At 59.4% G+C, this 20,654-nt stretch carries 17 protein-coding genes, 1 tRNA gene and 1 other RNA gene; 15 read left to right on the forward strand and 4 right to left on the reverse strand.

Annotated features, from left to right (window positions below):
• Positions 1 to 42: 42 nt before the first annotated feature.
• From cmk to gyrA, 3 genes are all read right to left on the reverse strand, one after another.
• Entirely contained in the window at positions 43 to 699 is a 657-nt protein-coding gene (cmk, locus tag H6A60_RS06290) for a (d)CMP kinase (RefSeq protein ID WP_205102568.1), read from the reverse strand.
• Positions 700 to 759: 60 nt separating this feature from the next.
• Entirely contained in the window at positions 760 to 1,851 is a 1,092-nt protein-coding gene (gene serC / locus H6A60_RS06295; protein ID WP_205102569.1) for a 3-phosphoserine/phosphohydroxythreonine transaminase, read from the reverse strand.
• Between the two features lie 96 nt (positions 1,852 to 1,947).
• The gene (gene gyrA / locus H6A60_RS06300; protein WP_205102570.1) at positions 1,948 to 4,686 is read right to left on the reverse strand and encodes a DNA gyrase subunit A; all 2,739 of its coding nucleotides are present in this window, start codon (positions 4,684 to 4,686) and stop codon (positions 1,948 to 1,950) included.
• 265 nt (positions 4,687 to 4,951) lie between these two features.
• On the opposite strand from gyrA, the gene H6A60_RS06305 reads away from it, so the two are divergent.
• From H6A60_RS06305 to H6A60_RS06325, 5 genes are all read left to right on the forward strand, one after another.
• Positions 4,952 to 6,271, forward strand: a complete 1,320-nt coding sequence (locus H6A60_RS06305) for a TRZ/ATZ family hydrolase (RefSeq protein ID WP_205102571.1) — start codon at positions 4,952 to 4,954, stop codon at positions 6,269 to 6,271.
• Positions 6,272 to 6,529: 258 nt separating this feature from the next.
• Positions 6,530 to 7,201, forward strand: a complete 672-nt coding sequence (locus H6A60_RS06310) for an OmpA family protein (protein ID WP_205102572.1) — start codon at positions 6,530 to 6,532, stop codon at positions 7,199 to 7,201.
• A gap of 127 nt (positions 7,202 to 7,328) precedes the next feature.
• Positions 7,329 to 7,982, forward strand: coding sequence for an HAD family hydrolase (locus tag H6A60_RS06315; protein WP_205102573.1), 654 nt, complete (start codon positions 7,329 to 7,331; stop codon positions 7,980 to 7,982).
• A 135-nt stretch (positions 7,983 to 8,117) separates the two neighbouring features.
• Positions 8,118 to 8,479: a transfer-messenger RNA gene (gene ssrA, locus H6A60_RS06320) on the forward strand.
• A 243-nt stretch (positions 8,480 to 8,722) separates the two neighbouring features.
• Complete coding sequence (locus H6A60_RS06325) at positions 8,723 to 11,329, forward strand: DUF748 domain-containing protein (RefSeq protein WP_205102574.1); 2,607 nt, start codon at positions 8,723 to 8,725, stop codon at positions 11,327 to 11,329.
• Between the two features lie 197 nt (positions 11,330 to 11,526).
• Here H6A60_RS06325 and H6A60_RS06330 read toward each other — a convergent pair.
• A tRNA-Thr gene (locus H6A60_RS06330) sits at positions 11,527 to 11,602 on the reverse strand.
• A gap of 205 nt (positions 11,603 to 11,807) precedes the next feature.
• Between H6A60_RS06330 and tsaE the strand changes: the two genes are divergently transcribed.
• From tsaE to murI, 10 genes are all read left to right on the forward strand, one after another.
• Complete coding sequence (gene tsaE / locus H6A60_RS06335) at positions 11,808 to 12,341, forward strand: tRNA (adenosine(37)-N6)-threonylcarbamoyltransferase complex ATPase subunit type 1 TsaE (protein ID WP_239477626.1); 534 nt, start codon at positions 11,808 to 11,810, stop codon at positions 12,339 to 12,341.
• On the forward strand, positions 12,320 to 13,642 hold the full coding sequence (locus H6A60_RS06340; RefSeq protein WP_205102575.1) for an N-acetylmuramoyl-L-alanine amidase: 1,323 nt from the start codon (positions 12,320 to 12,322) through the stop codon (positions 13,640 to 13,642). Before tsaE ends, H6A60_RS06340 begins: the two co-directional genes overlap by 22 nt.
• Before the next feature lie 170 nt (positions 13,643 to 13,812).
• Positions 13,813 to 14,877, forward strand: coding sequence for a class II fructose-bisphosphate aldolase (gene fba, locus H6A60_RS06345; RefSeq protein WP_205102576.1), 1,065 nt, complete (start codon positions 13,813 to 13,815; stop codon positions 14,875 to 14,877).
• A gap of 111 nt (positions 14,878 to 14,988) precedes the next feature.
• Positions 14,989 to 15,393, forward strand: coding sequence for a diacylglycerol kinase (locus H6A60_RS06350; RefSeq protein ID WP_205102577.1), 405 nt, complete (start codon positions 14,989 to 14,991; stop codon positions 15,391 to 15,393).
• A 118-nt stretch (positions 15,394 to 15,511) separates the two neighbouring features.
• Positions 15,512 to 16,405: a phosphoribosylaminoimidazolesuccinocarboxamide synthase gene (locus H6A60_RS06355; protein WP_205102578.1), complete on the forward strand. Its 894-nt coding sequence runs from the start codon at positions 15,512 to 15,514 to the stop codon at positions 16,403 to 16,405.
• Positions 16,406 to 16,543: 138 nt separating this feature from the next.
• Positions 16,544 to 17,047, forward strand: a complete 504-nt coding sequence (gene purE / locus H6A60_RS06360) for a 5-(carboxyamino)imidazole ribonucleotide mutase (RefSeq protein WP_205102579.1) — start codon at positions 16,544 to 16,546, stop codon at positions 17,045 to 17,047.
• A 75-nt stretch (positions 17,048 to 17,122) separates the two neighbouring features.
• A complete protein-coding gene (locus H6A60_RS06365; protein WP_205102580.1) occupies positions 17,123 to 18,310 on the forward strand; it encodes a 5-(carboxyamino)imidazole ribonucleotide synthase in 1,188 nt (395 codons plus the stop codon).
• Positions 18,307 to 19,311 (forward strand): L-threonylcarbamoyladenylate synthase, encoded by a 1,005-nt coding sequence (locus tag H6A60_RS06370; protein ID WP_205102581.1) that lies wholly within the window; start codon positions 18,307 to 18,309, stop codon positions 19,309 to 19,311. Before H6A60_RS06365 ends, H6A60_RS06370 begins: the two co-directional genes overlap by 4 nt.
• A gap of 51 nt (positions 19,312 to 19,362) precedes the next feature.
• Positions 19,363 to 19,713, forward strand: a complete 351-nt coding sequence (locus tag H6A60_RS06375) for an ArsC/Spx/MgsR family protein (RefSeq protein ID WP_205102582.1) — start codon at positions 19,363 to 19,365, stop codon at positions 19,711 to 19,713.
• 8 nt (positions 19,714 to 19,721) lie between these two features.
• On the forward strand, positions 19,722 to 20,555 hold the full coding sequence (gene murI / locus H6A60_RS06380) for a glutamate racemase (RefSeq protein WP_205102583.1): 834 nt from the start codon (positions 19,722 to 19,724) through the stop codon (positions 20,553 to 20,555).
• The last annotated feature ends 99 nt before the right edge of the window (positions 20,556 to 20,654 follow it).

Here is a 20,654-nt window from a genome sequence, read left to right on the forward strand (position 1 = left end):
TCGGAGCGAGACGCCGCGGAAATCAGCATCTTACACAATCGATCAGCGGCTTTGCCACCATTCGAGCACTTTTTTCTCGACCGATTCGATATCCATTTCGGAGGTGTCGAGAATGTACGCATCGATTGCCGCGCGCAGGGGCGCGGTCTCGCGTTCCCTATCGCGCTTGTCGCGCGCCTCGAGATCACGCGTAAGCGCGTCAAGATCGGCTGCTTCACCGCGCTCGACAAGTTGCTTATAGCGACGTTCGGCACGCACGCGCGCCGTTGCCGTCAGGAACACCTTGAGCTCGGCCTTCGGGAAAATCACCGTACCCATATCGCGGCCGTCGGCAACGAGACCGGGCGCGCGGGCAAAACGCCGCTGCAGGTTGAAGAGCGCTTCGCGCACCTCCGGGATGGCGGCGACCTGGCTCGTAGCCGAGCTCACGGCTTCAGAGCGAATGGCCGTTGATACGTCTTCACCCTCAAAGAGGATTTTCTCGCCATCGAACACGGGATCAAGGTTCGCAGCCTGCGCGGCAAGCGCAGCTGCATCGTCGAGCGAAATGCCGTGCTTGAGCGCCGCAAACGTAGCGAGACGGTAAAGCGCGCCGCTGTCGAGATAGTGAAAGCCGAGCGAGCGAGCCACGCGCGCCGCAATCGTGCCTTTTCCGCTAGCGGCCGGGCCGTCGATGGTAATGACGGGAATGTCCTGCATAGTGTTTCCTTTTTCGAGTGGTGCGTGCCTCGGCTCCTCGAAGGAGCTCGGCGCAGACGCTCAGTTCGAGCGGGCGTGCTTGTCGGCGAAGCCGCGCATGAACGACGCAAGCCGTTCGGCACCTTCGAGCGGCATGGCGTTATACATTGACGCGCGCAGACCGCCCACGCTTCTGTGCCCGGCCAAATTGTATAGACCCGCGTCCTCGGCCGCCTTGATGAAATCTTGGGTAAGCGATTCGGTACGCAGCCGAAAGGCGACGTTCATACGACTTCTCGCACGGGCTTCCGTTCGCGTGAGGTAGAAGTCGCCGAGCGAATCGATCACCTCGTATATCAGCGCCGAACGTGCCTTTGCCCTTTCGTTCATAAGGGCCACGCCCCCCTCCTTCTCGATCCATTCAGCCATGAGCTTGGCTGCATAGAGCTGAAAAACGGGCGGCGTATTGGGAATGCTCGACGTTCTCGAATAGACGCCGTAATTCATGAGCGTGGGCACGTCGGAACTCGCAAGTCCAAGAAGATCTCTTCGGATCACAACAACCGTGAGCCCGGCAATCCCGAGATTGTTCTGTGCAGCAGCCCAGAAGAGCCCGAAGCGCTCGACATCGATCGGCCGACTCATAAAGTTGCTCGACATGTCTGCGACAAGCGGCGCCCCCTTCAGGTCTGGCTCAGGAATTGTCGGAAATTCGAGCCCGTGAATGGTTTCGTTGTCACAGTAGTAGCAATAAGCCGCACCCTCGACAATGTCGATTTCCTCGTCGACAGGAAGCCGAGTACCGTTCCCCGAAAACGCGAGCTGCGTTTTTGCAAAGCGCATCGCCTCCTTGGCGGCCGTCTTGCTCCACGTACCCGTCACGAGATAGGAAGCTACAGGGCTCGCCCCGAGAAGATTCATCGGCACCATGGCAAACTGCAGCCTGCCGCCGCCCTGGCAGAAAAGAATGTCGTAATTGTCGGGAATCGCAAGCAGATCGCGTACCGCCGCGCGAAGGTCGCGCATCAGTGCCTGCACTTCGGTGCCTCGATGGCTCGCCTCGACAATCGACCAGCCGCAGCCGTGATAGTCGAGTAGTTCAGCCTGCATGCGCTTGAGCACGCTCTCGGGCAGCATTGACGGACCGGGACCGAAGTTCAAAACGCGCGCCATCTGACCTCCCTTTTTTAGCTTGCTCTCTTCCTCGGATCTTATTACGAATGAAGCGGCGCGAAAACCGCACCGCTTCACTCTCAGCCGAAATGCGGATCAGCGTTCCGCATTCGCGTCGTCATCCGCCTCATCGGCCGCGACGTCGAGCTCTTCGTCAAGATCGTCGGGTTCCTCCACGTCGGCATCCTCGGGAATTTCAATATCGAGGTGATCGATGTCTTCATCAGTCTCCTCGCCCGTTCTCGCAACGATACGGACCGACTGCAGCGTGTCTTCGCCCAGACGAATGAGATGCACGCCGCTTGCGCCGCGCCCGTAGACACTCACTTCGGCCGCACGCGTTCGGATAACCTTGCCGCCCGTCGAAAGCATCATGATGTCGTCTTCGGGTGACACGAGGCAGGCGGCAACGACCTTGCCGTTGCGCTCCGAGGTCGAAATGGCCTTGATGCCCTGAACACCTCGACCGTGCCGCGTGTATTCGGAAACGGGCGTGCGCTTGCCGTAGCCGTGCTCGGTGGCGGCAAGAATATCTTTCGTTTCATCGTCGACAACGACGAGCGCGATCACGGACTGCCCGGGCTTGATGCGCATGCCGCGCACGCCGTGTGCAGTGCGGCCGGTGGCGCGAACTTCATCAAGACCGAAACGAACGCACTTGCCGGCATCCGAGAAGAGCATGACGTCGTCGCCGATCTTGGCAATGCCCACGCCCACGAGCACTTCGTCTTCGTCGAGCGTGGTGGCAATGATGCCCTTGTTGCGCACGTTCTTGAAAGTCTCAAGCGGCGTCTTCTTGATCGTGCCCTTGTTGGTCGCCATAACGACGAAATGCTCGGCATCAAAACCCTGAATCGGCAGGATGAAGCTGATGCGCTCGTTTTCAGCCAACGGCAGCAGATTGACGATCGGACGACCACGCGAATTGGCCTTGCCTTCCGGCAGATCGAAGACATCGATCGGATAGACGCGCCCATTCGTCGAGAAGCAGAGAATGATGTCGTGCGAATTCGCAATAAAGAGCGCCTCGATCACGTCGTCCTTTGTCGTTGCCTGAACGTTACGGCCCTTGCCGCCGCGCGTCTGCGCGTTGTAGTCGTTCAGCTCCTGACTCTTAACGTAACCGCCCTCGGTGAGCGTGACGACCATGTCGCGCTGCGGGATGAGGTCGCGCTTATTGAAGTTCGGGTCGCCGTTGAGATCGATCGTCGAGCGGCGTTCGTCACCGAATTCGTCGCGGATGGCGCGCAGTTCCTCGGCAATGATCGCGCTTACGCGCGCGGGCTTGGCAAGGATGTCGATCAAGTCGAAGATGCGCTCCATCGTCTGCCGATAGTCCGAGAGAATTTTTTCGCGCTCGAGCCCCGTGAGGCGGCGCAGATTCATCGCAAGGATATTGTCGACCTGAGCCTTCGTGAGGTAGTAGAGGCCATCGGCTCGCAGGCCGCGGTCTTCTTCCATGCCTTCCGGATAAACATCGCGGCCATTCTCGGCAGCACGCGAGGCGATTTCGGCGGCAAATCCCGGCGCCCAGCCTCGGCCGAGAAGCGCCTTCTGCGCCTCTTCAACCGTCTGCGACTGACGAATAAGGCGAATGAACTCGTCGATATTGGAAAGCGCAATGGCCTGACCTTCCAAAAGGTGACCGGCCTCTCGCGCCTTGCGCAAGCGGAAGATCGTGCGTCTCGTCACGACCTCTCGGCGATGCGCGAGAAAGAACTCGATCATCTGCTTGAGGTTCAAAAGCATCGGCTGACCGTCGACGAGCGCGACCATGTTCATGCCGAAGCTTTCCTGCATCTGCGTGTTCTTGAAGAGGTTGTTCAGAACCACTTCGGGCATCGCCCCCTGCTTGAGGTCGATCGCAATGCGAACCTGCTTGGTCGACTCGTCGCGCATCTCGGAGATGCCTTCGAGCTTTTTGTCACGCCAGAGTTCGTGCATGCGCTCGTACATGACACGCTTATTGACCATGTACGGAATCTCGTCGACAACGATGCGGGTGCGACCGTTGCCGAACTCTTCCAGGTGCGTCTTTGCACGCATGACAACACGCCCGCGGCCGGTGCGGTAGCCCTGATGCACGCCCGAGAGACCGAAGATGATGCCGCCCGTCGGAAAGTCCGGAGCGGGCATAAGTTCGATAAGCGACTCGATCGAGCAATCGGGATTTTCAAGCGCGTGCAGACACGCGTCGACCGTTTCGCGAATGTTGTGCGGCGGAATATTCGTTGCCATGCCGACGGCGATACCGGCCGAGCCATTGATCAAGAGCTCGGGCAGGCGCGTCGGCAGCACGACGGGTTCCTGCTCGGAGTTGTCGAAGTTCGGCACGAAATCGACCGTCTCTTCGTTGATGTCCGCGAGCATTTCCGCAGCGATCTTCTCGAGGCGAACTTCGGTGTAACGCATGGCTGCCGCACTGTCGCCGTCGATGGAGCCGAAGTTGCCCTGACCGTAGATGAGCGGATAGCGCATAGAAAAGTCCTGCGCCATGCGAACGATCGTCTGATAGGCCGCACTGTCGCCGTGCGGATGGTATTTGCCGAGGACTTCACCGACAACGCGCGCAGCCTTCTTTGTGGGATTGCTGTGCGTATTGCCGATTTCCTTCATTGCAAACAACACGCGGCGATGCACCGGCTTCAAGCCGTCGCGAACGTCGGGCAGCGCACGCCCGACGATGACGCTCATGGCGTAGTCGAGATAGGAGCGGCGCATTTCCGTCTCCAGCGACACGGGCAGCAGTTCCTGCGCGATCGCGTCGCCAGACGTCGGAGAGCCGCCTTCGGACTGCGGCAGCTCTTCGTCCTGAGTGTTCTTCTCTTCGTCCATCGAGACTGATTCCTTGTTTTTTGGGAGAGCGGCAAGCCGCCGGTGCGCCGCGAGTCAAATGCGCGGCGCGGAGGGACTCGCTCTGCAAACGGTCAATTGTACCAGCATGCGTCGGCCGGCACGGCCGCACAAGCCTCGATCACAGAGATATCAGGATGTTGCTTTGCGCGTTGCACGCGTCGGCGAAGCGACTCGCTAAAATGCCGCCGAGAGCCGCTCCCGCACCTTGCGAGAGCGAGCACAACCGATCATTCAAGGATTTCAAATGCAGCTTGTCGACACCATCATTGAAGCCCGCTGGGTTCTGCCCATCGTGCCCAAAGGCGTCATTCTTGAAAACCAAAGCGTCATCGTCAAAGGCGGCAACATTGCGGCGATCCTGCCGACAGCCGAAGCCAGAACGCAGTACGAGGCCGACGACGTCGTTTCGCTGCCCGAGAGCCTCGTCATGCCCGGCTTCGTGAATCTGCACTCGCACGCGGCGATGAACCTCGTGCGCGGGCTCGGCGCCGATCTTCCGCTCATGGACTGGCTCACAACAAAAATCTGGCCGGCAGAAGGCAAGTTGATGAGTCCGAGCTTCGTGCATGACGGCGCATATATGGCCGGCCTCGAAATGGCTGCAAGCGGCATCACGACGACTTCTGACCACTACTTCTTCCCGATGGATGCCGCACGCGGTCTGCGTGACGCGGGTCTGCGCTGCGCAACCTCGGCCTTCGTCATTGGTTTTCCTTCCGCCTGGGCCAAGGATGATGCCGAATACCTGAAGCGTGCTGAAGCCGTGCTCGAGGCGTGCAAGGGCGACGAGTTTGTGCGAGCGACCGTGGCACCGCACGCGCCGTACACGGTAAACGACGAAGCGCTCAAAGCCTGCGCGGCTCTCTCCGCCAAATACGACGCCCCGATTCACATGCACGTTCATGAGACGGCCGTTGAAGTCTCGGATTCGCTGCGCGACCACGGCGTACGCCCGCTCGAGCGTCTCGAGCGGCTCGGTCTCGTCAACGAGCGCCTCATTGCCGTTCACGCCGTGCATCTCAACGACGAAGACATCGATCGGCTCGCGCGTGCGGGCGCCTCGACGTGCCACTGCCCGTGCTCGAACCTCAAGCTCGCCAGCGGCTTCTCGCCCGTTGCCAAGCTCCTCTCGCGCGGCGTCAACGTCGGTATAGGCACCGACGGCGCAGCGAGCAACGACAAGCTCGACATGCTCGGCGAAACGCGTCTGGCAGCGATGCTCGCCAAAGCCGTCGCGGGCGACACAACAGTCGCAACCGTTTTCGACATGCTCGAAGCCGCCACGCTCGGCGGCGCACGCGCACTGCACTGGGACGACCGCATCGGTTCGCTCGAACCCGGCAAGGCGGCCGACCTCATCGCCGTCAACCTCGCGACGATCCAGTCCATTCCCGTGCAGGACCCGGCAGCACAGCTGCTTTACGCGGCAGGGCGTGAAAACATCACGCACACATGGGTCAACGGACGTCTTATTGCGATTAGGCAAGAAATCGTCGCTTACCACGATCTAAATGCGGTCGACCGCGCCAACTCGCTCGCCGGGAAATGGCAAAATAGACTTTGAACATGTGTCCTCTGCGACAGGCAAGAAACCCGTTTTTTCATCCCGTTGGCAAACGTTGCGGGAAAAACCTGTTCCGTGTGGCTGCAGAGGCGCTTACAATGTGGTTCTAAAAATTCGAGAAGGCGGAAGACTCGGCACCTTCGGAACCGATTCTTCCATTCCTTCTGTTTTCAGGCTTGGATGACCTTTCGGTGCTGTCTTCCTTAGGGCGCACAACAAAAAAATCGTCCATTCCCAGTTTTTTTGAGGAAAAAACACATGAAGACTTCCGCGAAGATTGGTGGCATCGTTGCCGCCGTGATGCTCGCCGTCTCCGGCGCCTCGTTCGCCGCCGAACAGGTGAATCCGTATGTCCACTCGAGCTCGGGCGACATCGTCAAGAACAGTACCGGCCTTTGCTGGCGCACCGGCTTCTGGACGCCCGCCCTTGCCGAAGCGCTCGGCGTGAACGGCGCCGGCTGCGCTTGTGACGCCGACATCCTCGACGCCGCAGCTTGCAAGGCTGTTGAAGAACCCGCTCCGGCCAAGGCCGCTGAAAAGGTGACCTTCTCCGCCGACATGCTCTTCAACTACAACCGTTCCGACCTGAAGGACGAAGGCAAGGCCGTTCTTGACGACCTCGTCTCCCGCATCGCCGGCGTTGATATCGAAGTCATTCTGTCGACGGGCTATGCCGACCGTATCGGTTCGGACAAGTTCAATGAACGTCTGTCGCAGAAGCGCGCCGAATCCGTCAAGGCCTACCTGGTCTCGAAGGGCGTCGACGCTCAGCTGATCCAGACGGAAGGCAAGGGCGAAGCTGACCCGGTCGTCAACTGCCCGGATCCCTCGCGTCAGGGCCAGATCAAGAACTTCCGCGAACTCGTCAACTGCCTCGCCCCCAACCGCCGCGCCGTGGTTGAAGTCGTCGGCACGCGTCCTGCGGAATAATCTGCATCTGCAGTTGGTTCGACCGCATCAGCCTCTCGGACCAACATGCTAGCGACAAGCCCCTGCAAACTGCGGGGGCTTTCTTTTGGTCCGGGCACACTGAAGTCCGAAAAACAAAAGTCGCCCCATGATCAAATTCGTGCTTTTCGACCTCGACGGAACACTCGTCGACACGGCGCCGGATCTTGCGGCAGCAGCCAACAAGCTTCGAACCGACCGAGCGCTTGAACCGCTATCCTTCAACGCGTTGCGCCCGCTTACGGGCCGCGGCGCCACCACGCTCGTCAAAGCAGCCTTGGGCATTGCACCCGACGAAGCAAGCTTTCCAGCGCTTCGCGCCGAGTTTCTGCGCAACTACGAAGAGCGTGTTGCCGTCGATTCGAAGCCGTTTCCAGGGATCACGACCGTTCTTGAACACCTTCGCGATACAGGCGTTCGCACGGCGGTCGTCACCAACAAACAGACCGTCTACGCCAAAGAGATCCTGCGAACGCTCTCGCTGGATCATTACTTTGATGCGATTATCGGTAGCGACACCCCGGGCTCGGCTATGAAGCCCGCACCTGACGGCATACGACTCGCCATGGCTCAACTAGACGCCTCACAAAAAGAAACGCTCTATGTGGGCGATGCGACTAGCGATATCGAAGCGTCGTACCGTGCGGGAATTCGCTGCCTGCTCGCTCGTTGGGATTCGAGCGCGGCGGTGCTGCCCGTACCGGCAGAGGCGCAATACCTCGCTAAGGAACCAAGCGATGTGCTCTCGTTTTTGACGCTCTGAAAACAAGCACTCTAGGCGTGAGTCTCAGGTCTCTGAGCGTAAACCGCCACCCGTCTCACGCATTTTCTAGCGAGGAGGTCCCCACCAAATGTCATCTGTCGCGTCCGAATGCGCTATGATTGAACTCCTTGTTCAGGGGGTGTCTTGGCTTCGACGGGGACACGGACGCTGAATGGGGCATGCCGAGGTGCAGTCACCTCGTAAATCCGCTGCAAACAAACAAACGCCAACAACAAGCGTTTCGCTCTCGCCGCCTAATTGGCGAGATGCTGCACTGATTTGACTATGGGTCAGGTCGGGCGACCGACAGCAGCATCGTTTTACATAGCCTAGGTTCGGTAGCCGTCGTCGATGTCGAACCGAAACTTAGACGTCTAGTCTGTAACTGGCCCGTCGATTGGCAAAGCTGCAGGCGAAACTCAAATTAGTCGACTACGCATGTAGAACCATCGGAAAAAGGTTTCCGGACGCGGGTTCAACTCCCGCCACCTCCACCAAATTTCTGAAATCCCGAACTGCGAAAGTGGTTCGGGATTTTGTTTTGTGGGTCACAGGACTAGTCCACCCATCGGCTCGACTGCCATTCGCGGGCTTTTCAGTGCCTCTCTTGCGAAACACCTCTCTTTGCGCACGGCAAAAGACGTTTGCAATTTTGCTCGTCGCACGCAAGCGCAGGAACAATAATTGAAGAACATAAGAGAAAAAGCGCGCATTTGCGCTCATCGCACAGAGGGAACAGCATGGCTAACGGCCTTTTCAAATTCACTGCCGCTGCGGTTGTCGTCGGCACGGCCCTTTACGCCGGGATCGGCTACCTCGGCATCCCCTACGCAACAAGAACGGCACTCGATCAGCTCGTGAGCGCCAAACTCGGTCGGACCGCCACGCTCGAAGATGTCCGGTTCAATCCTTGGACATGGACCTATGAAATCAAGGGGCTTGACATTCCCAAGAAGTCAGGCGGCTCACTCGTGCATCTTGATCGACTCCTCGTGGATGCGTCCGCACAGACGATTCTGAAGTTTGCGCCTGTCCTTGACCAAATCGCCGTAGACGGTCTCAAGATCGATGCCGTTATGGACGATGCGCTCAAAGCCGACATCGCCGCACTCACGGGCTCTGGCGGCTCGACGGCCTCGACAGACACGACTGCTAAGGCTACCTCGAGCGAAGGTTCTTCTGCGCTGCCCGGTTTCGCGCTCTATAACATTTCCGTCACGAACAGCTCGATCCGATATGCCGATGCCTCGCTCGGCATCGATCAGGCCGTCACGGATATCGCCTTGAGCCTGCCCTTCGTGAGTACGCTCGAAAGTTCCCGAGAAAGCCTCGTCACCCCCACCTTGTCGCTGAAGCTCAACGGCACCCCCATCGAGGCGACCGGTTCGACGAAACCCTTCGGCTCGTCGCTCGAAGCAATGCTCAACCTCAAGGTCACGGAACTCGATGTTGTTCCGCTCGCCAAACTTGCACCGATGTTGAGCAGTGAGAAACTGCACGTCGCAAGCGGCAAGCTCTCTTCGGATCTCAATCTCATCTTCCGGAATCCGACGGGCGGAGAACCCGCCAAGATGCTTCTTTCGGGCAGCACCACGCTTGACGGCGTCTCGATTGTTCAGGGGAGCGGCAAATCCGCCGCCGAACTTATCGGCTTCAAGACTGCGAGCGTCGCGCTCAAAGAAGTCAATTTTGTCTCGCAAAACGCGGCCGTGGATCTCGCTCAGCTCGACGGACTGCGTGTCAACCTGAGAAACGACAAGTCGGGGCTCAACGTCATCGAAGCAATCTCCACAACGACGGACTCGAGCAAGAACGGTACGGCTGGAACAGCGGCTTCCAGCAGCGAGAGCACGGCGAACAATTCAAGCGGCTGGCAGTGGTCGCTTGCACAAGCCCAGCTTAAAAACGGCACGATCAATTGGCTTGACAACACCGTCAAACCTGCTGCCAAGCTCGCTGCCTCAAATATCAATGTCTCCGTGCACGGACTCGGTAGCGCCGAAGGCCAGAAGGCGACGCTCGACGCGTCGGTCAACTTGATCGGCGGACGCGTCACCGCCAAGGGCAATGTCGCAATCACACCCCTTGCGATCGATGCATCCGTGACGGGTTCAAAGCTTTCGACCAAGTCGCTTACCTCCTATATCAAGTCGGCAACGAACCTTGACATTGCCGCCCTCGCCGACTTCGGCATCAAACTCAAATACGCCGATAACGTTCAAACCGTTTCGGGCTCAGCGACGATCGCGGACATATCTGTCAAGGACGGCAAAAAGACCTTCCTGACAGCGAAAAAGGCTTCGGCATCACTTTCGAGCATTGACCTTCTCAAGCAGAATGCCGACGTGTCAAGCGTAGCGGTTGACGGTCTTTCGGTTCACGCGGTCAACACAAAGCAGGGGTTCGACCTTGCGCAGCTCGGCCAAAAAAATGCGACGACAGGCAACGGGAAACCGAATGCAGGCAATGAGCAAAGCAAGGCTGCTGCCAAGGGCAGCGCCGGCGCCTCGTCGTCGAGCTGGCAGTGGAAGGTGGGATCGGCCACCCTTTCGAACAGCTCATTCACCCTTCGCGACGAAACGCTCAAGCCTGCCGCAAATCTCGCCCTTTCGCGCATCAACGCCACGGTCAAGAACCTGAGTTCGACACCGAAATCAACCGCCGTACTCGACGTCGCTCTCGGCGCAGCAAGCGGTACCGTAAACGCCGCTGGCAGCTTCGGTCTTTCGCCCTTGAGTGTCAATGTTGACCTTGAAGCCGCCAATCTTCAGCTCAAAGACGTCTCGCCGTTCCTGCGCGGCTATACGGGGCTCGGCGCCAAGAAGGGCGCTTTCGCCATGAGCGGCAAGCTCACGGTGAACGAAGAGAAGGAAAAGCCCATCATCGGCTGGAAGGGGAATATGTCGCTTGCCGATCTAGATCTCACGAATGCGAAGAACACGACCATCATGAGCTGGACGAAGGCTTCGCTTTCTGGGATGGAGGTCGCCACGACCGAGCCGCTTTACCTGGTTATCGCCAAAGCTGAAATCGAACAGCCCGCGAAGAAGCAGACTCAAGCCATTCGCGAAGTGGCTGGCATTGCCTCGATCATTTCCGCCATTCGCGGCAAAGAGGATACAGCCAAAAAAATCGACAAATACAGCGACAAGCTTGCCGGAACGATTCACCTCGAAAACATCCGCTATGAAAACGGGCAACTCTCAGCCGACGGCGTGAGCGCCTCGAGTATCGCGGGCATCATGCTCAAAAAGCTCTCGGATGCGATTCCCGACAGCAAACAGACCGAGCAATCGTCCGCACAGGGTGCGTCGAAAACAACGAGCAAAACGACCAACAAAAAGTAATCGAATGCTCGCACAGGGCGGCATCACTCGATGCCGCCCGAAAAAACGAAGCGCCCGCGTCTCAACGCAGAGACGATCGGGCGCTTTGCTTTCCGCTTGTTCCACTTCGACTAGAATCGGTCGGCTTAAAAAACAGAAAAGCCCACAACTCATCACCTCGAAGGCTTAAGCGTGGGCTTCAACTGCTTGAATTCTGGTGGTGCCGGAGAAGAGATTTGAACTCCCGACCTTCGCATTACGAATGCGCTGCTCTACCAGCTGAGCTACTCCGGCACATCTGAACTAGCTTCGCTCTTTCGCTTTCGCGTTTCGCGTTGCGCGTTTCAGAGGAGTTGAATTATGACGACTTATTAAAAAAATGGCAAGTTGATTTACAAATTGTTACTTTTGCTACTCAAATTGAATTTAACTGGCCGACTGCCTCGGACGCTTCGCCCTTGCTCTAGAATGTTTTTCCTGACTTTTCTTCCGTCCAACCATGTCGACGATCAGTTCGCCCACACAGATGCCGCACTTTGAAGCTTCTCTTCCGACCTCGGACGACACGGATCGCCTTGGGGCTGCCGCTGCGGAGGCGCTCCTTGCCTCACGCGACTCAATCGTCGAACACGGTTTCGCCCTTCGACTCGAAGGGAATTTGGGCGCAGGGAAAACCTCTTTCATGCGTGCACTCCTTCGCACGCTCGGCTGGCAGGGCGCCGTGAAGAGCCCTACCTTTACGCTGCTGGAAACCTACGAGGTGGCCGGCGTCGCCGTCAACCACTTTGACTTCTATCGCTTTGAAGAGCCGACAGAATTCGAAGACGCAGGTTTTCGCGACATGTACTGTGCAGGCGCGTTTTGCGCCTCTGAGTGGAGCGAACGCGCGCTGCCCTATCTGCCTGCGGCCGACCTCGTCGTGTCGCTCGTCCAGGAGGGGCTCGGTAGACGCGTGTGCATTGACGCCGAAACACCGTCCGGCGCCGCTTTTTTAGCATTGATGAGTGCCCAATGGAACGCCGCCGCCTGTTAGCCGCATTGGGCAGCACACTGCTCTTCTCTTTTGCCCCCATAGACATTGCCTACGGCGCCAAGATGGTGGCGGTCCGCATGTGGCCGGCAGAAGAGTACACGCGCGTCACGATTGAAACGGACGTTGCACTCAAGTTCAAACACTTTTTTGTGCGCTCTGCCAAGCCCCTTCGCCTTGTAATCGACATCGAAGGGCTTGAGCTTACCGAGCAGATCAAAAAGCAGATTGCCGCCGTCAACCCGGACGATCCGTACATTGCCGCCATGCGAATCGGGCAGTTCAAGCCCGGCATTCTGCGTCTCGTGATGGATCTCAAGACAGACGTCAATCCGGAAGTTTTTTCGCTTAAACCCTTTGCCAACTACCAGCACCGACTGGTTTTCGACATCTACCCGAAACACCCGACCGATGCAGTGAGCCGCATTCTCGCGGGGATGGATACGGATGAGGATGCATCGGACGACACCGGAGGCGACCCGCTTGCGAGCATCCTTGCCGACCTTGCAGCGGGCCGTGGCGCCTCTTCGAGCGGCTCGGCAAACGGTGAGAAACCGACGAAAGAACCCGCCAAGCCTGCCGAGCAGCCCGCACGCAAGCGCGACAAGCGAATCGTCATCGTCGTTGACCCCGGACACGGGGGCGAAGACCCTGGCGCGATCGGTCGTCGAAAAACGATGGAAAAAACGGTCGTCCTGCAGATCGCACGACGTCTTGCCAAGCTTATTGACGCCGAGCCGAACATGAAAGCGGTTCTCACGAGAAACTCGGACCACTTCGTCAGTCTCGGCGGACGCGTTGCCATTGCACGCAAGGTGCGCGCGCACCTGCTTGTGAGCATTCACGCCGACGCCTGGGTAAAGTCGAGTGCCCGAGGCTCGAGCGTCTTTGCGCTCAGTCAGCGAGGTGCCTCTTCTTCAGCTGCGCGCTGGCTGGCCAAAAGTCAGAACGAGTCCGACCTGATCGGCGGGGTCAACATTGCCTCGGTCGACAAAACAGTCGCAAGCGTTCTCGTCGACATGACGTCGAGCTGGACGATCGGCTACAGCCTCGCGCTCGGAGGCGCCGTGCTGCGTGAACTTAAGGGCATCAATCGCCTGCACAAAAATCACGTCGAGCAGGCGGGCTTTGCCGTGCTCAAGGGACAGGGGATCCCCTCCATTCTCATCGAAACCGCCTTCATCTCGAACCCTCAGGAAGAAAAACTTCTTCGCAACGCCTCGCACCAGCAAAAGCTCGCACGCGCCATTCTCACAGGTATCAAAAAGCAGCTTGCCGCAGATTCGACGCTGTTGCGCAGCTGACAAATACTTGCCGAATGCAACGAGCGCGCTTGTCTGCAATGCACTGAAGCAAAGTGGGTGCTTCTCGGCCCGCAAAACCTTTACAATCTTGAGCCAATCCCATCAGGCATGCGGCACGCTCACTAAAGAGCTTGCCGCGTGGGCCTTTTTCTCTTACGGAGTTCATACTCATGGCTCTTGTTTCCATGCGTCAGCTGCTCGACCATGCGGCTGAAAACGGCTACGGCATTCCCGCCTTCAACGTCAACAATCTCGAACAGGTTCAGGCCATCATGGCCGCGGCCAGCGAGGTCGGTGCCCCCGTCATCATGCAGGCCTCCGCAGGCGCTCGCAAATACGCCGGCGAAGCTTTCCTTCGCCGCCTGATTGAAGCCGCCATTGAAGCCTACCCCGACGTGCCCGTATGCATGCACCAGGACCATGGCCAGAGCCCGGCTGTCTGCCAGGGCGCTATCCGCTCGGGCTTCTCCTCTGTCATGATGGACGGCTCGCTCATGAGCGACGGAAAGACAATTGCGACCTACGAATACAACGTCGACGTCACCCGCCGCGTCGTTGAAATGGCGCACTGCATCGGCGTGTCCGTCGAAGGCGAACTCGGCTGCCTCGGCTCGCTCGAAACCATGCGCGGAGATAAAGAAGACGGTCACGGCACGGATGCCAAGATGACCCGCGAGCAGCTCCTCACGGACCCGGATCAGGCTGCCGACTTCGTTCGCGAAACGCAGATTGACGCGCTCGCCATCGCGATCGGCACCTCGCACGGCGCCTACAAGTTCACGCGCCGCCCGACCGGCGAAATTCTTTCGATCGACCGCGTCAAGGAAATCCACGCTCGTCTGCCGAACACGCACCTCGTGATGCACGGCTCCTCGTCCGTGCCGCAGGAATATCTTGCTGAAATCCGCGAATTCGGCGGTCAGATGCGCGAAACGTACGGCGTACCCGTCGAAGAAATCCAGAAGGCGATCCAGCACGGTGTACGCAAGGTGAACATCGACACCGACATCCGACTTGCGATGACGGCTGCTGTTCGCCGCCACCTCGTCGAAAATCCCTCCGGCTTCGATCCGCGCGCCTACCTCAAGGCTGCGCGCGCTGCCGCGATGGCACTCTGCAAGCAGCGCTACCTCGAATTCGGCTGCGAAGGCCAGGGCGCGAAGATCAAGCCGATCGCGCTTGACAAGATCGCGGCCAAATATGCCGACGGTTCGCTTCGTCAGAACGTCCTTTGATGGCGCTTTGATGCGGTAACGCGACAATGATGATTTGGGCGCGTGCGGCGACATGAAGCCGCACGCGCTTTTTCAATCCGCATCCGTCCACATTACCCGGAAAAACTCTTCATGACCGAACCGAAATCCGCAGAATCGCTCAAGGGCAAGCAGGGACTTGTCCGACTCATCAACGCAACGCGTTATTCGCTCCAAGGCATTCAGGCAGGGATCAAGCACGAAGCCGCCTTCCGAGAGGAGCTGATTTTGGCGATCGTCCTGATTCCGGTAGCACTTCTGTTACCCGTCTCAACGCTGGAGAAGATCGTCCTCATCGAATGCACGCTGCTCGTGCCTTTCGCGGAAATCATCAACTCGGCCATTGAAGCCTGCGTCGACCGCTTCGGCAACGAGATTCATCCGCTTGCCGGCCGTGCCAAAGACATGGGCAGCGCGGGCGTCTTTTTTGCGCTCATCATTGCCGCCATCGCCTGGCTTGGCATTGCTGGTCCCGTCGTTTGGTCGTACTTTTCTTGATCGGCGGCGCGCCTCGTCACTCAAGGCGCCGCCGTACTCGATGCCGCTGCTTCGGGCTCGACTAAAATCTCCACATCTCCCGTTTTTCTCTACTTCGCCATTCCCAGGAGGGTTAGACATGGCCGGTCTTTCCAAGACTCACATTCCGTCGCTCGAGCAGATCTACAGCGGCAAAGTCCGCGACGTTTTTGCCGTGGGCGACGACAAGCTCCTTCTCGTTGCCACCGACCGCATTTCGGCTTTCGACGTTATTCTCGGTGACCCCATTCCCGGCAAGGGCAAGGTGCTCACGGCGCTCACGAACTTCTGGTTTGAAAAGCTCAAGGACGTGATTCCGAACCACCTGACCGGCATTGCCCCCGAATCCGTCGTCAAGCCCGAAGAAATCGACCAGGTGAGCGGTCGTGCCGTCGTCTCGAAGCGCCTCAAGCCGATCCTCGTCGAATGCGTTGCTCGCGGCTACATCATCGGCGGCGGCTGGAAGGACTATTGCGCCACGGGCTCGGTCTGCGGCGTGAAGCTACCCGCCGGACTGCGTCAAGCTGAAAAGCTCCCCGAGCCGATCTTTACGCCTGCCGCAAAGGCCGAGGTCGGCACGCATGACGAAAATATCTCGTTCGAGCGCGTCGTTGAGCTCTACGGCGAGCGCATCGCCACGATCATTCGCGACACGACGCTCAAGCTCTACAAGGAAGCGGCCGACTACGCGCTCACGAAGGGCATCATCATCGCCGACACGAAGTTCGAATTCGGCATGGATGACGAAGGCAACGTCTACCTCATGGACGAAGTGCTGACGCCCGACTCGAGCCGCTTCTGGCCTGCCGATGACTACGAGGTCGGCACCTCGCCCAAGAGCTTCGACAAGCAGTTCATCCGCGACTGGCTCGAATCGCAGCCCTGGGACAAGACCCCGCCCGCGCCGAAGGTTCCCGAAGACATCATCGAAAAGACCGCCGATAAGTACCGTGAGGCCCTTCGTCGCCTGACGGGCACCGACATCGAACCGTAAGCGTTCGCATCCGCGCCTTTTCCCGTGCGGGCGGGATTCGCCCGCTACCTCCGTTCAGTCATGAGCGCCCGAGGCTCGCATTGCGCGACCTCGGGCGCCCTTACCACAAGCAAAAGCAAAGAAGCTCAGGATTACAACATGCAGGCAGATCACCCCGTCATTGGTATCGTCATGGGCAGCAACTCCGACTGGGAAGTCATGCAGAACGCCGCTCGTATGCTCAAGGATTTCGGCGTCGCGTTCGAAGCGCGCGTTGTGAGCGCGCACCGCATGCCCGACGAAATGTTCGAGTATGCCGAAACGGCCGCGCAGCGCGGCATTAAGGCCATCATCGCAGGCGCGGGCGGCGCAGCACACTTGCCGGGCATGCTCGCCGCCAAGTGCATCGTGCCCGTTCTTGGCGTTCCCGTTCCCTCGAAGTACCTGCGCGGCGTCGACAGTCTGCATTCGATCGTTCAGATGCCTAAGGGCGTACCCGTCGCCACGTTTGCCATCGGCGAAGCGGGCGCCGCCAACGCCGCGCTCTTTGCGCTTCAGATGCTTGCCGTTGAAGACAAGGAAATCGCGCGCAAGCTCGCCGACTTCCGTTTCGCGCAGAATGCCAAGGCCCGCGCAATGACGCTCCCTGTTGACGAACTTTGAAATCGAACGATCTTTTCACGACCGACGAATCGGCCGCAGGCGGCGCCTGCCGTTGCGGCCCCCGCTTGAAGAAAGATGAATAACGAAGTGTTGCTGCCCGGCGAGACGCTGGGCCTTTTGGGCGGCGGACAGCTCGGGCGCATGTTTGCGCAGGCTGCCGCCACCATGGGTTATCACGTCGCCGTACTCGAACCCGGTGAAAATGCTCCCGCAGCCGAAGTGTCGCTCAAGCACATTCGCGCCGCCTATGACTGCACCGAGGGCATTCAGGAACTCGCCTCGCACGTTCGCACCGTAACAACGGAATTTGAAAACGTGCCCGCCGACACCCTGAAGCGCTTGGCCGAGCTCGGCGTGCGCACGACGCCTTCGGCTTCGGCGGTGAGCGCGGCACAGGACCGCAACGTCGAAAAAGCCTTCATCGAAAAGGCGGGCGTGCCGACCGCACCGCACGCGGCCGTCCGCAGCGAAGCCGATGTCGAGGCACTCGACTCGTCGCTTTTCCCCGGCATTCTGAAGACTGCTCGACTTGGCTACGACGGCAAAGGCCAGGCGCGCGTCCGAACGCGTGAAGAAGCGCTCGAAGCTTTCCGCGGTTTCGGCGGCGTCGAGTGCGTACTCGAGAAAATGCTCGACCTCAAGCTTGAAGTCTCCGTCATCGTCTGCCGCGATGCGGCCGGTGACTCGGTTGTCTTCCCCGTCGCAGAAAACCACCATAAAAACGGCATTCTCGCCTATACGGTGCTGCCCGCGCGAATTGACGAAAAGACTGCGGCAGAAGCGCAGGAACACGCAAAGCGCATTGCCCAGGCGCTTGACTACGTGGGAGTTCTCTGCGTCGAGCTTTTCATTCTCGGCGACGGCCGCATTCTCGCCAATGAAATCGCGCCGCGTCCGCACAATTCGGGACATGCAACGATTGAAGCGTGCGTAAGCAGCCAATACGAAGAACAGGTCCGCATTGCTGCGGGTCTGCCGCTCGGCGACACGACATTGCGCTCACCCGCCGTGATGCTCAACCTCCTCGGCGACCTCTGGTACGACGCCGCAGGCAATGTCCGCGAACCCGACTGGACGAAGCTGCTCGCGCTGCCCGGCGCGAAGCTGCACCTTTACGGCAAGGCGCAGCCGCGCCGCGCCCGCAAGATGGGGCACGCCACGTTCGTAGCCGAAACCCAGAGCGAAGCACTCGCGCATGCGCGCGCAGCTGCCGAGCACCTCGGCCTCGCCTTCGCAGACGAACTTAAGGTAGCCGCCCGATGACCCCGGAAATTGATGTCGCAGCCATCAACGCTGCCGTTGAAGTGCTCGAACGCGGCGGCCTTGTTGCCATGCCGACCGAAACGGTCTACGGACTCGCTGCCGACGCGGACAACGAAGCGGCCGTGCTCTCGAGCTATCAAGCAAAGGGGCGACCGCTCAATCACCCGCTCATCGTTCACGTCTGCGGTCCGGAAGCACTCGATCATTGGGCGCAGGAGATCCCCGAATCGGCCCGCATGCTGACTGCGAAGTACTGGCCCGGTCCGCTTACGCTTGTTTTGAAGAAAAAGCCCCGCTGCGGCCTCTTTGTGACGGGCGGGCAGGACACGGTCGCGCTTCGTTGTCCCTCGCACCCTTGGGCGCACGCACTTCTTACGAAGTTCGCCGGACCGACCTACCGCGGCGTTACGGCACCCTCAGCCAACACGTTCGGCCGCATCAGTCCGTCTTGTGCGGCACACGTTGCCGAAGATCTCGGCCTTAAACCCGAAGGCAAGCTCGACCTGATTCTCGATGGCGGCACGTGCGAATTCGGGATCGAGTCGACAATGCTCGATCTCTCGACCGGCAAACCCCGCCTGCTTCGTCACGGCGTCATTTCGCGCGCCGAGCTCGAGGCTGCGCTCGGTGTACCTGTGCCCGATGCCGGCAGCGACGCACCGCGCGCGTCTGGACGCCTCAAGAGCCACTACGCACCGCGCACGAAGCTCGAGCTCGTTGACGCTGACGAGATGCTCGAACGCGCTGAAGCGCTCAAATGCGCGGGCGACACCGTTGCCGTCATGGCTGGCAAACCCGTGCTCGAGCGTCTTGCTGCCGCGGACATCGTTCCCGTGCTCTCGATCGAATCGCCTGCCGATGTAAAGGCTTACGGCGCGCTTCTCTACGATGCGCTGCACCGGCTCGACCATGCGGGCGCCAAGCGCATTCTGATCGAAAGGCCGGCCGCCGATCCGGCTTGGGCGGCGGTAGCGGACCGTCTCGGCCGCGCCGCAGCCTAATCACGCCCCGGAGCGTATCGCTATAAGCCTCAACTTTCCTCGACAAGAATCATGATCGTTATTTACGGCATTCCTTCCTGCGGCTCGGTTAAGAAAGCGCTTTTTTGGGCAAAATCCCACGCGATTGCGCACGAATTCCGCAATTTCAGAACCGAACCGATCGATGCGGCAACGCTGCACGATTGGGTTGAACGCGTCGGTCTTGACGTGCTCTGCAACAAGAAGGGGCTCTTCTGGCGAAAGCTCGATGCGGCGCAGCGCGAAGCGCTTGCCGCCGATCCCGCTGCGCTCGAAGCGTTCATGCTCGAGAACCCCGTTCTCATCAAGCGTCCCGTGATCGTCTATCCGGATGGAACGATCACGGCAGGCGTCGTCGAGCCGCAGTGGCCCGCCCGCTGCTGAGGCAAGGCATGTCCGAACTTCGGTCACCAATCGGCATTCTCGACTCAGGCTTCGGCGGCCTGTCCGTCGCACTGGCCGTGCGTGCGGCAATGCCGGCGGAGGACCTCGTTTTCGCTGCCGACTGTGCGTTTGCACCGTGGGGAGACCGCGGTGCCGACTTCATCGATCAACGCGTGCATGCAATCGTCGACTTTCTGCGGTCAGAACGGATCAAGGCGCTCGTCCTAGCCTGCAACACCGCAACGGCCGTAAGCATCGACACGTTACGCACCGAGCTCTCCATCCCCGTTGTCGGGATCGAACCGGCAGTGTTCCCTGGTGTGCGAGAAACCGAAACGGGCGTTGTCGGTACGCTCGCCACAGTGAGAACGATCGCTAGCGAACGCTACCGGCATCTCTCGGCCAATGCACTCGCTTGGGCAAAAGAAAACCGGCCGATGCCTGTTTCGATTCTGGACTGTCCGTGCCCTGGGCTTATGGAATGCGTCGAACGCGGCGAATTTAAGAGCGCCCACACGCTCACGCTCCTGGAGCACTACATCGCGCCGCTTCTTGCAAAAGGAACCGACCGCCTTGTGCTCGGCTGCACTCACTATCCGTTCCTCCATGAGGCAATCGAAGCAATTATTCGAAAGCTTGCCCCAGAAAAACGAGTCGAACTCATCGACCCAGCGCCAGCCGTCGCCAAGCAGCTCGCCCGAACGCTCGCCACTCGAAAACTTTGCGCTCCCTCGGAGACAGCTGGCAACGTGCGTTTTTACGCAACGGGCGCAAATGCCGCCCGCGAAGCGGTGCTCAACGCGCTTTGGCAACAGAACGCCCAACTTGAAGCGCTCCAATAGACTTTCGCGTACGTAGGGCTATCGCTCGGTGCAGCAGCCGAACATAACAAGAGGCGCGTCGCTCGACGCGCCTCTTGTTGCTTCTTTTTGCCGCAAAGG

Origin of the sequence: Sutterella massiliensis, assembly GCF_016899755.1 — a bacterium.
Taxonomy (GTDB): Bacteria; Pseudomonadota; Gammaproteobacteria; order Burkholderiales; family Burkholderiaceae_F; genus Sutterella; species Sutterella massiliensis.

Coding starts and splice junctions, on each gene's coding strand:
- cmk (WP_205102568.1), bottom strand. CDS start 699: ATGCAGGACATTCCCGTCATTACCATCGACGGCCCGGCCGCTAGCGGA.
- serC (WP_205102569.1), bottom strand. CDS start 1,851: ATGGCGCGCGTTTTGAACTTCGGTCCCGGTCCGTCAATGCTGCCCGAG.
- gyrA (WP_205102570.1), bottom strand. CDS start 4,686: ATGGACGAAGAGAAGAACACTCAGGACGAAGAGCTGCCGCAGTCCGAA.
- H6A60_RS06305 (WP_205102571.1), top strand. CDS start 4,952: ATGCAGCTTGTCGACACCATCATTGAAGCCCGCTGGGTTCTGCCCATC.
- H6A60_RS06310 (WP_205102572.1), top strand. CDS start 6,530: ATGAAGACTTCCGCGAAGATTGGTGGCATCGTTGCCGCCGTGATGCTC.
- H6A60_RS06315 (WP_205102573.1), top strand. CDS start 7,329: ATGATCAAATTCGTGCTTTTCGACCTCGACGGAACACTCGTCGACACG.
- H6A60_RS06325 (WP_205102574.1), top strand. CDS start 8,723: ATGGCTAACGGCCTTTTCAAATTCACTGCCGCTGCGGTTGTCGTCGGC.
- tsaE (WP_239477626.1), top strand. CDS start 11,808: ATGTCGACGATCAGTTCGCCCACACAGATGCCGCACTTTGAAGCTTCT.
- H6A60_RS06340 (WP_205102575.1), top strand. CDS start 12,320: ATGGAACGCCGCCGCCTGTTAGCCGCATTGGGCAGCACACTGCTCTTC.
- fba (WP_205102576.1), top strand. CDS start 13,813: ATGGCTCTTGTTTCCATGCGTCAGCTGCTCGACCATGCGGCTGAAAAC.
- H6A60_RS06350 (WP_205102577.1), top strand. CDS start 14,989: ATGACCGAACCGAAATCCGCAGAATCGCTCAAGGGCAAGCAGGGACTT.
- H6A60_RS06355 (WP_205102578.1), top strand. CDS start 15,512: ATGGCCGGTCTTTCCAAGACTCACATTCCGTCGCTCGAGCAGATCTAC.
- purE (WP_205102579.1), top strand. CDS start 16,544: ATGCAGGCAGATCACCCCGTCATTGGTATCGTCATGGGCAGCAACTCC.
- H6A60_RS06365 (WP_205102580.1), top strand. CDS start 17,123: ATGAATAACGAAGTGTTGCTGCCCGGCGAGACGCTGGGCCTTTTGGGC.
- H6A60_RS06370 (WP_205102581.1), top strand. CDS start 18,307: ATGACCCCGGAAATTGATGTCGCAGCCATCAACGCTGCCGTTGAAGTG.
- H6A60_RS06375 (WP_205102582.1), top strand. CDS start 19,363: ATGATCGTTATTTACGGCATTCCTTCCTGCGGCTCGGTTAAGAAAGCG.
- murI (WP_205102583.1), top strand. CDS start 19,722: ATGTCCGAACTTCGGTCACCAATCGGCATTCTCGACTCAGGCTTCGGC.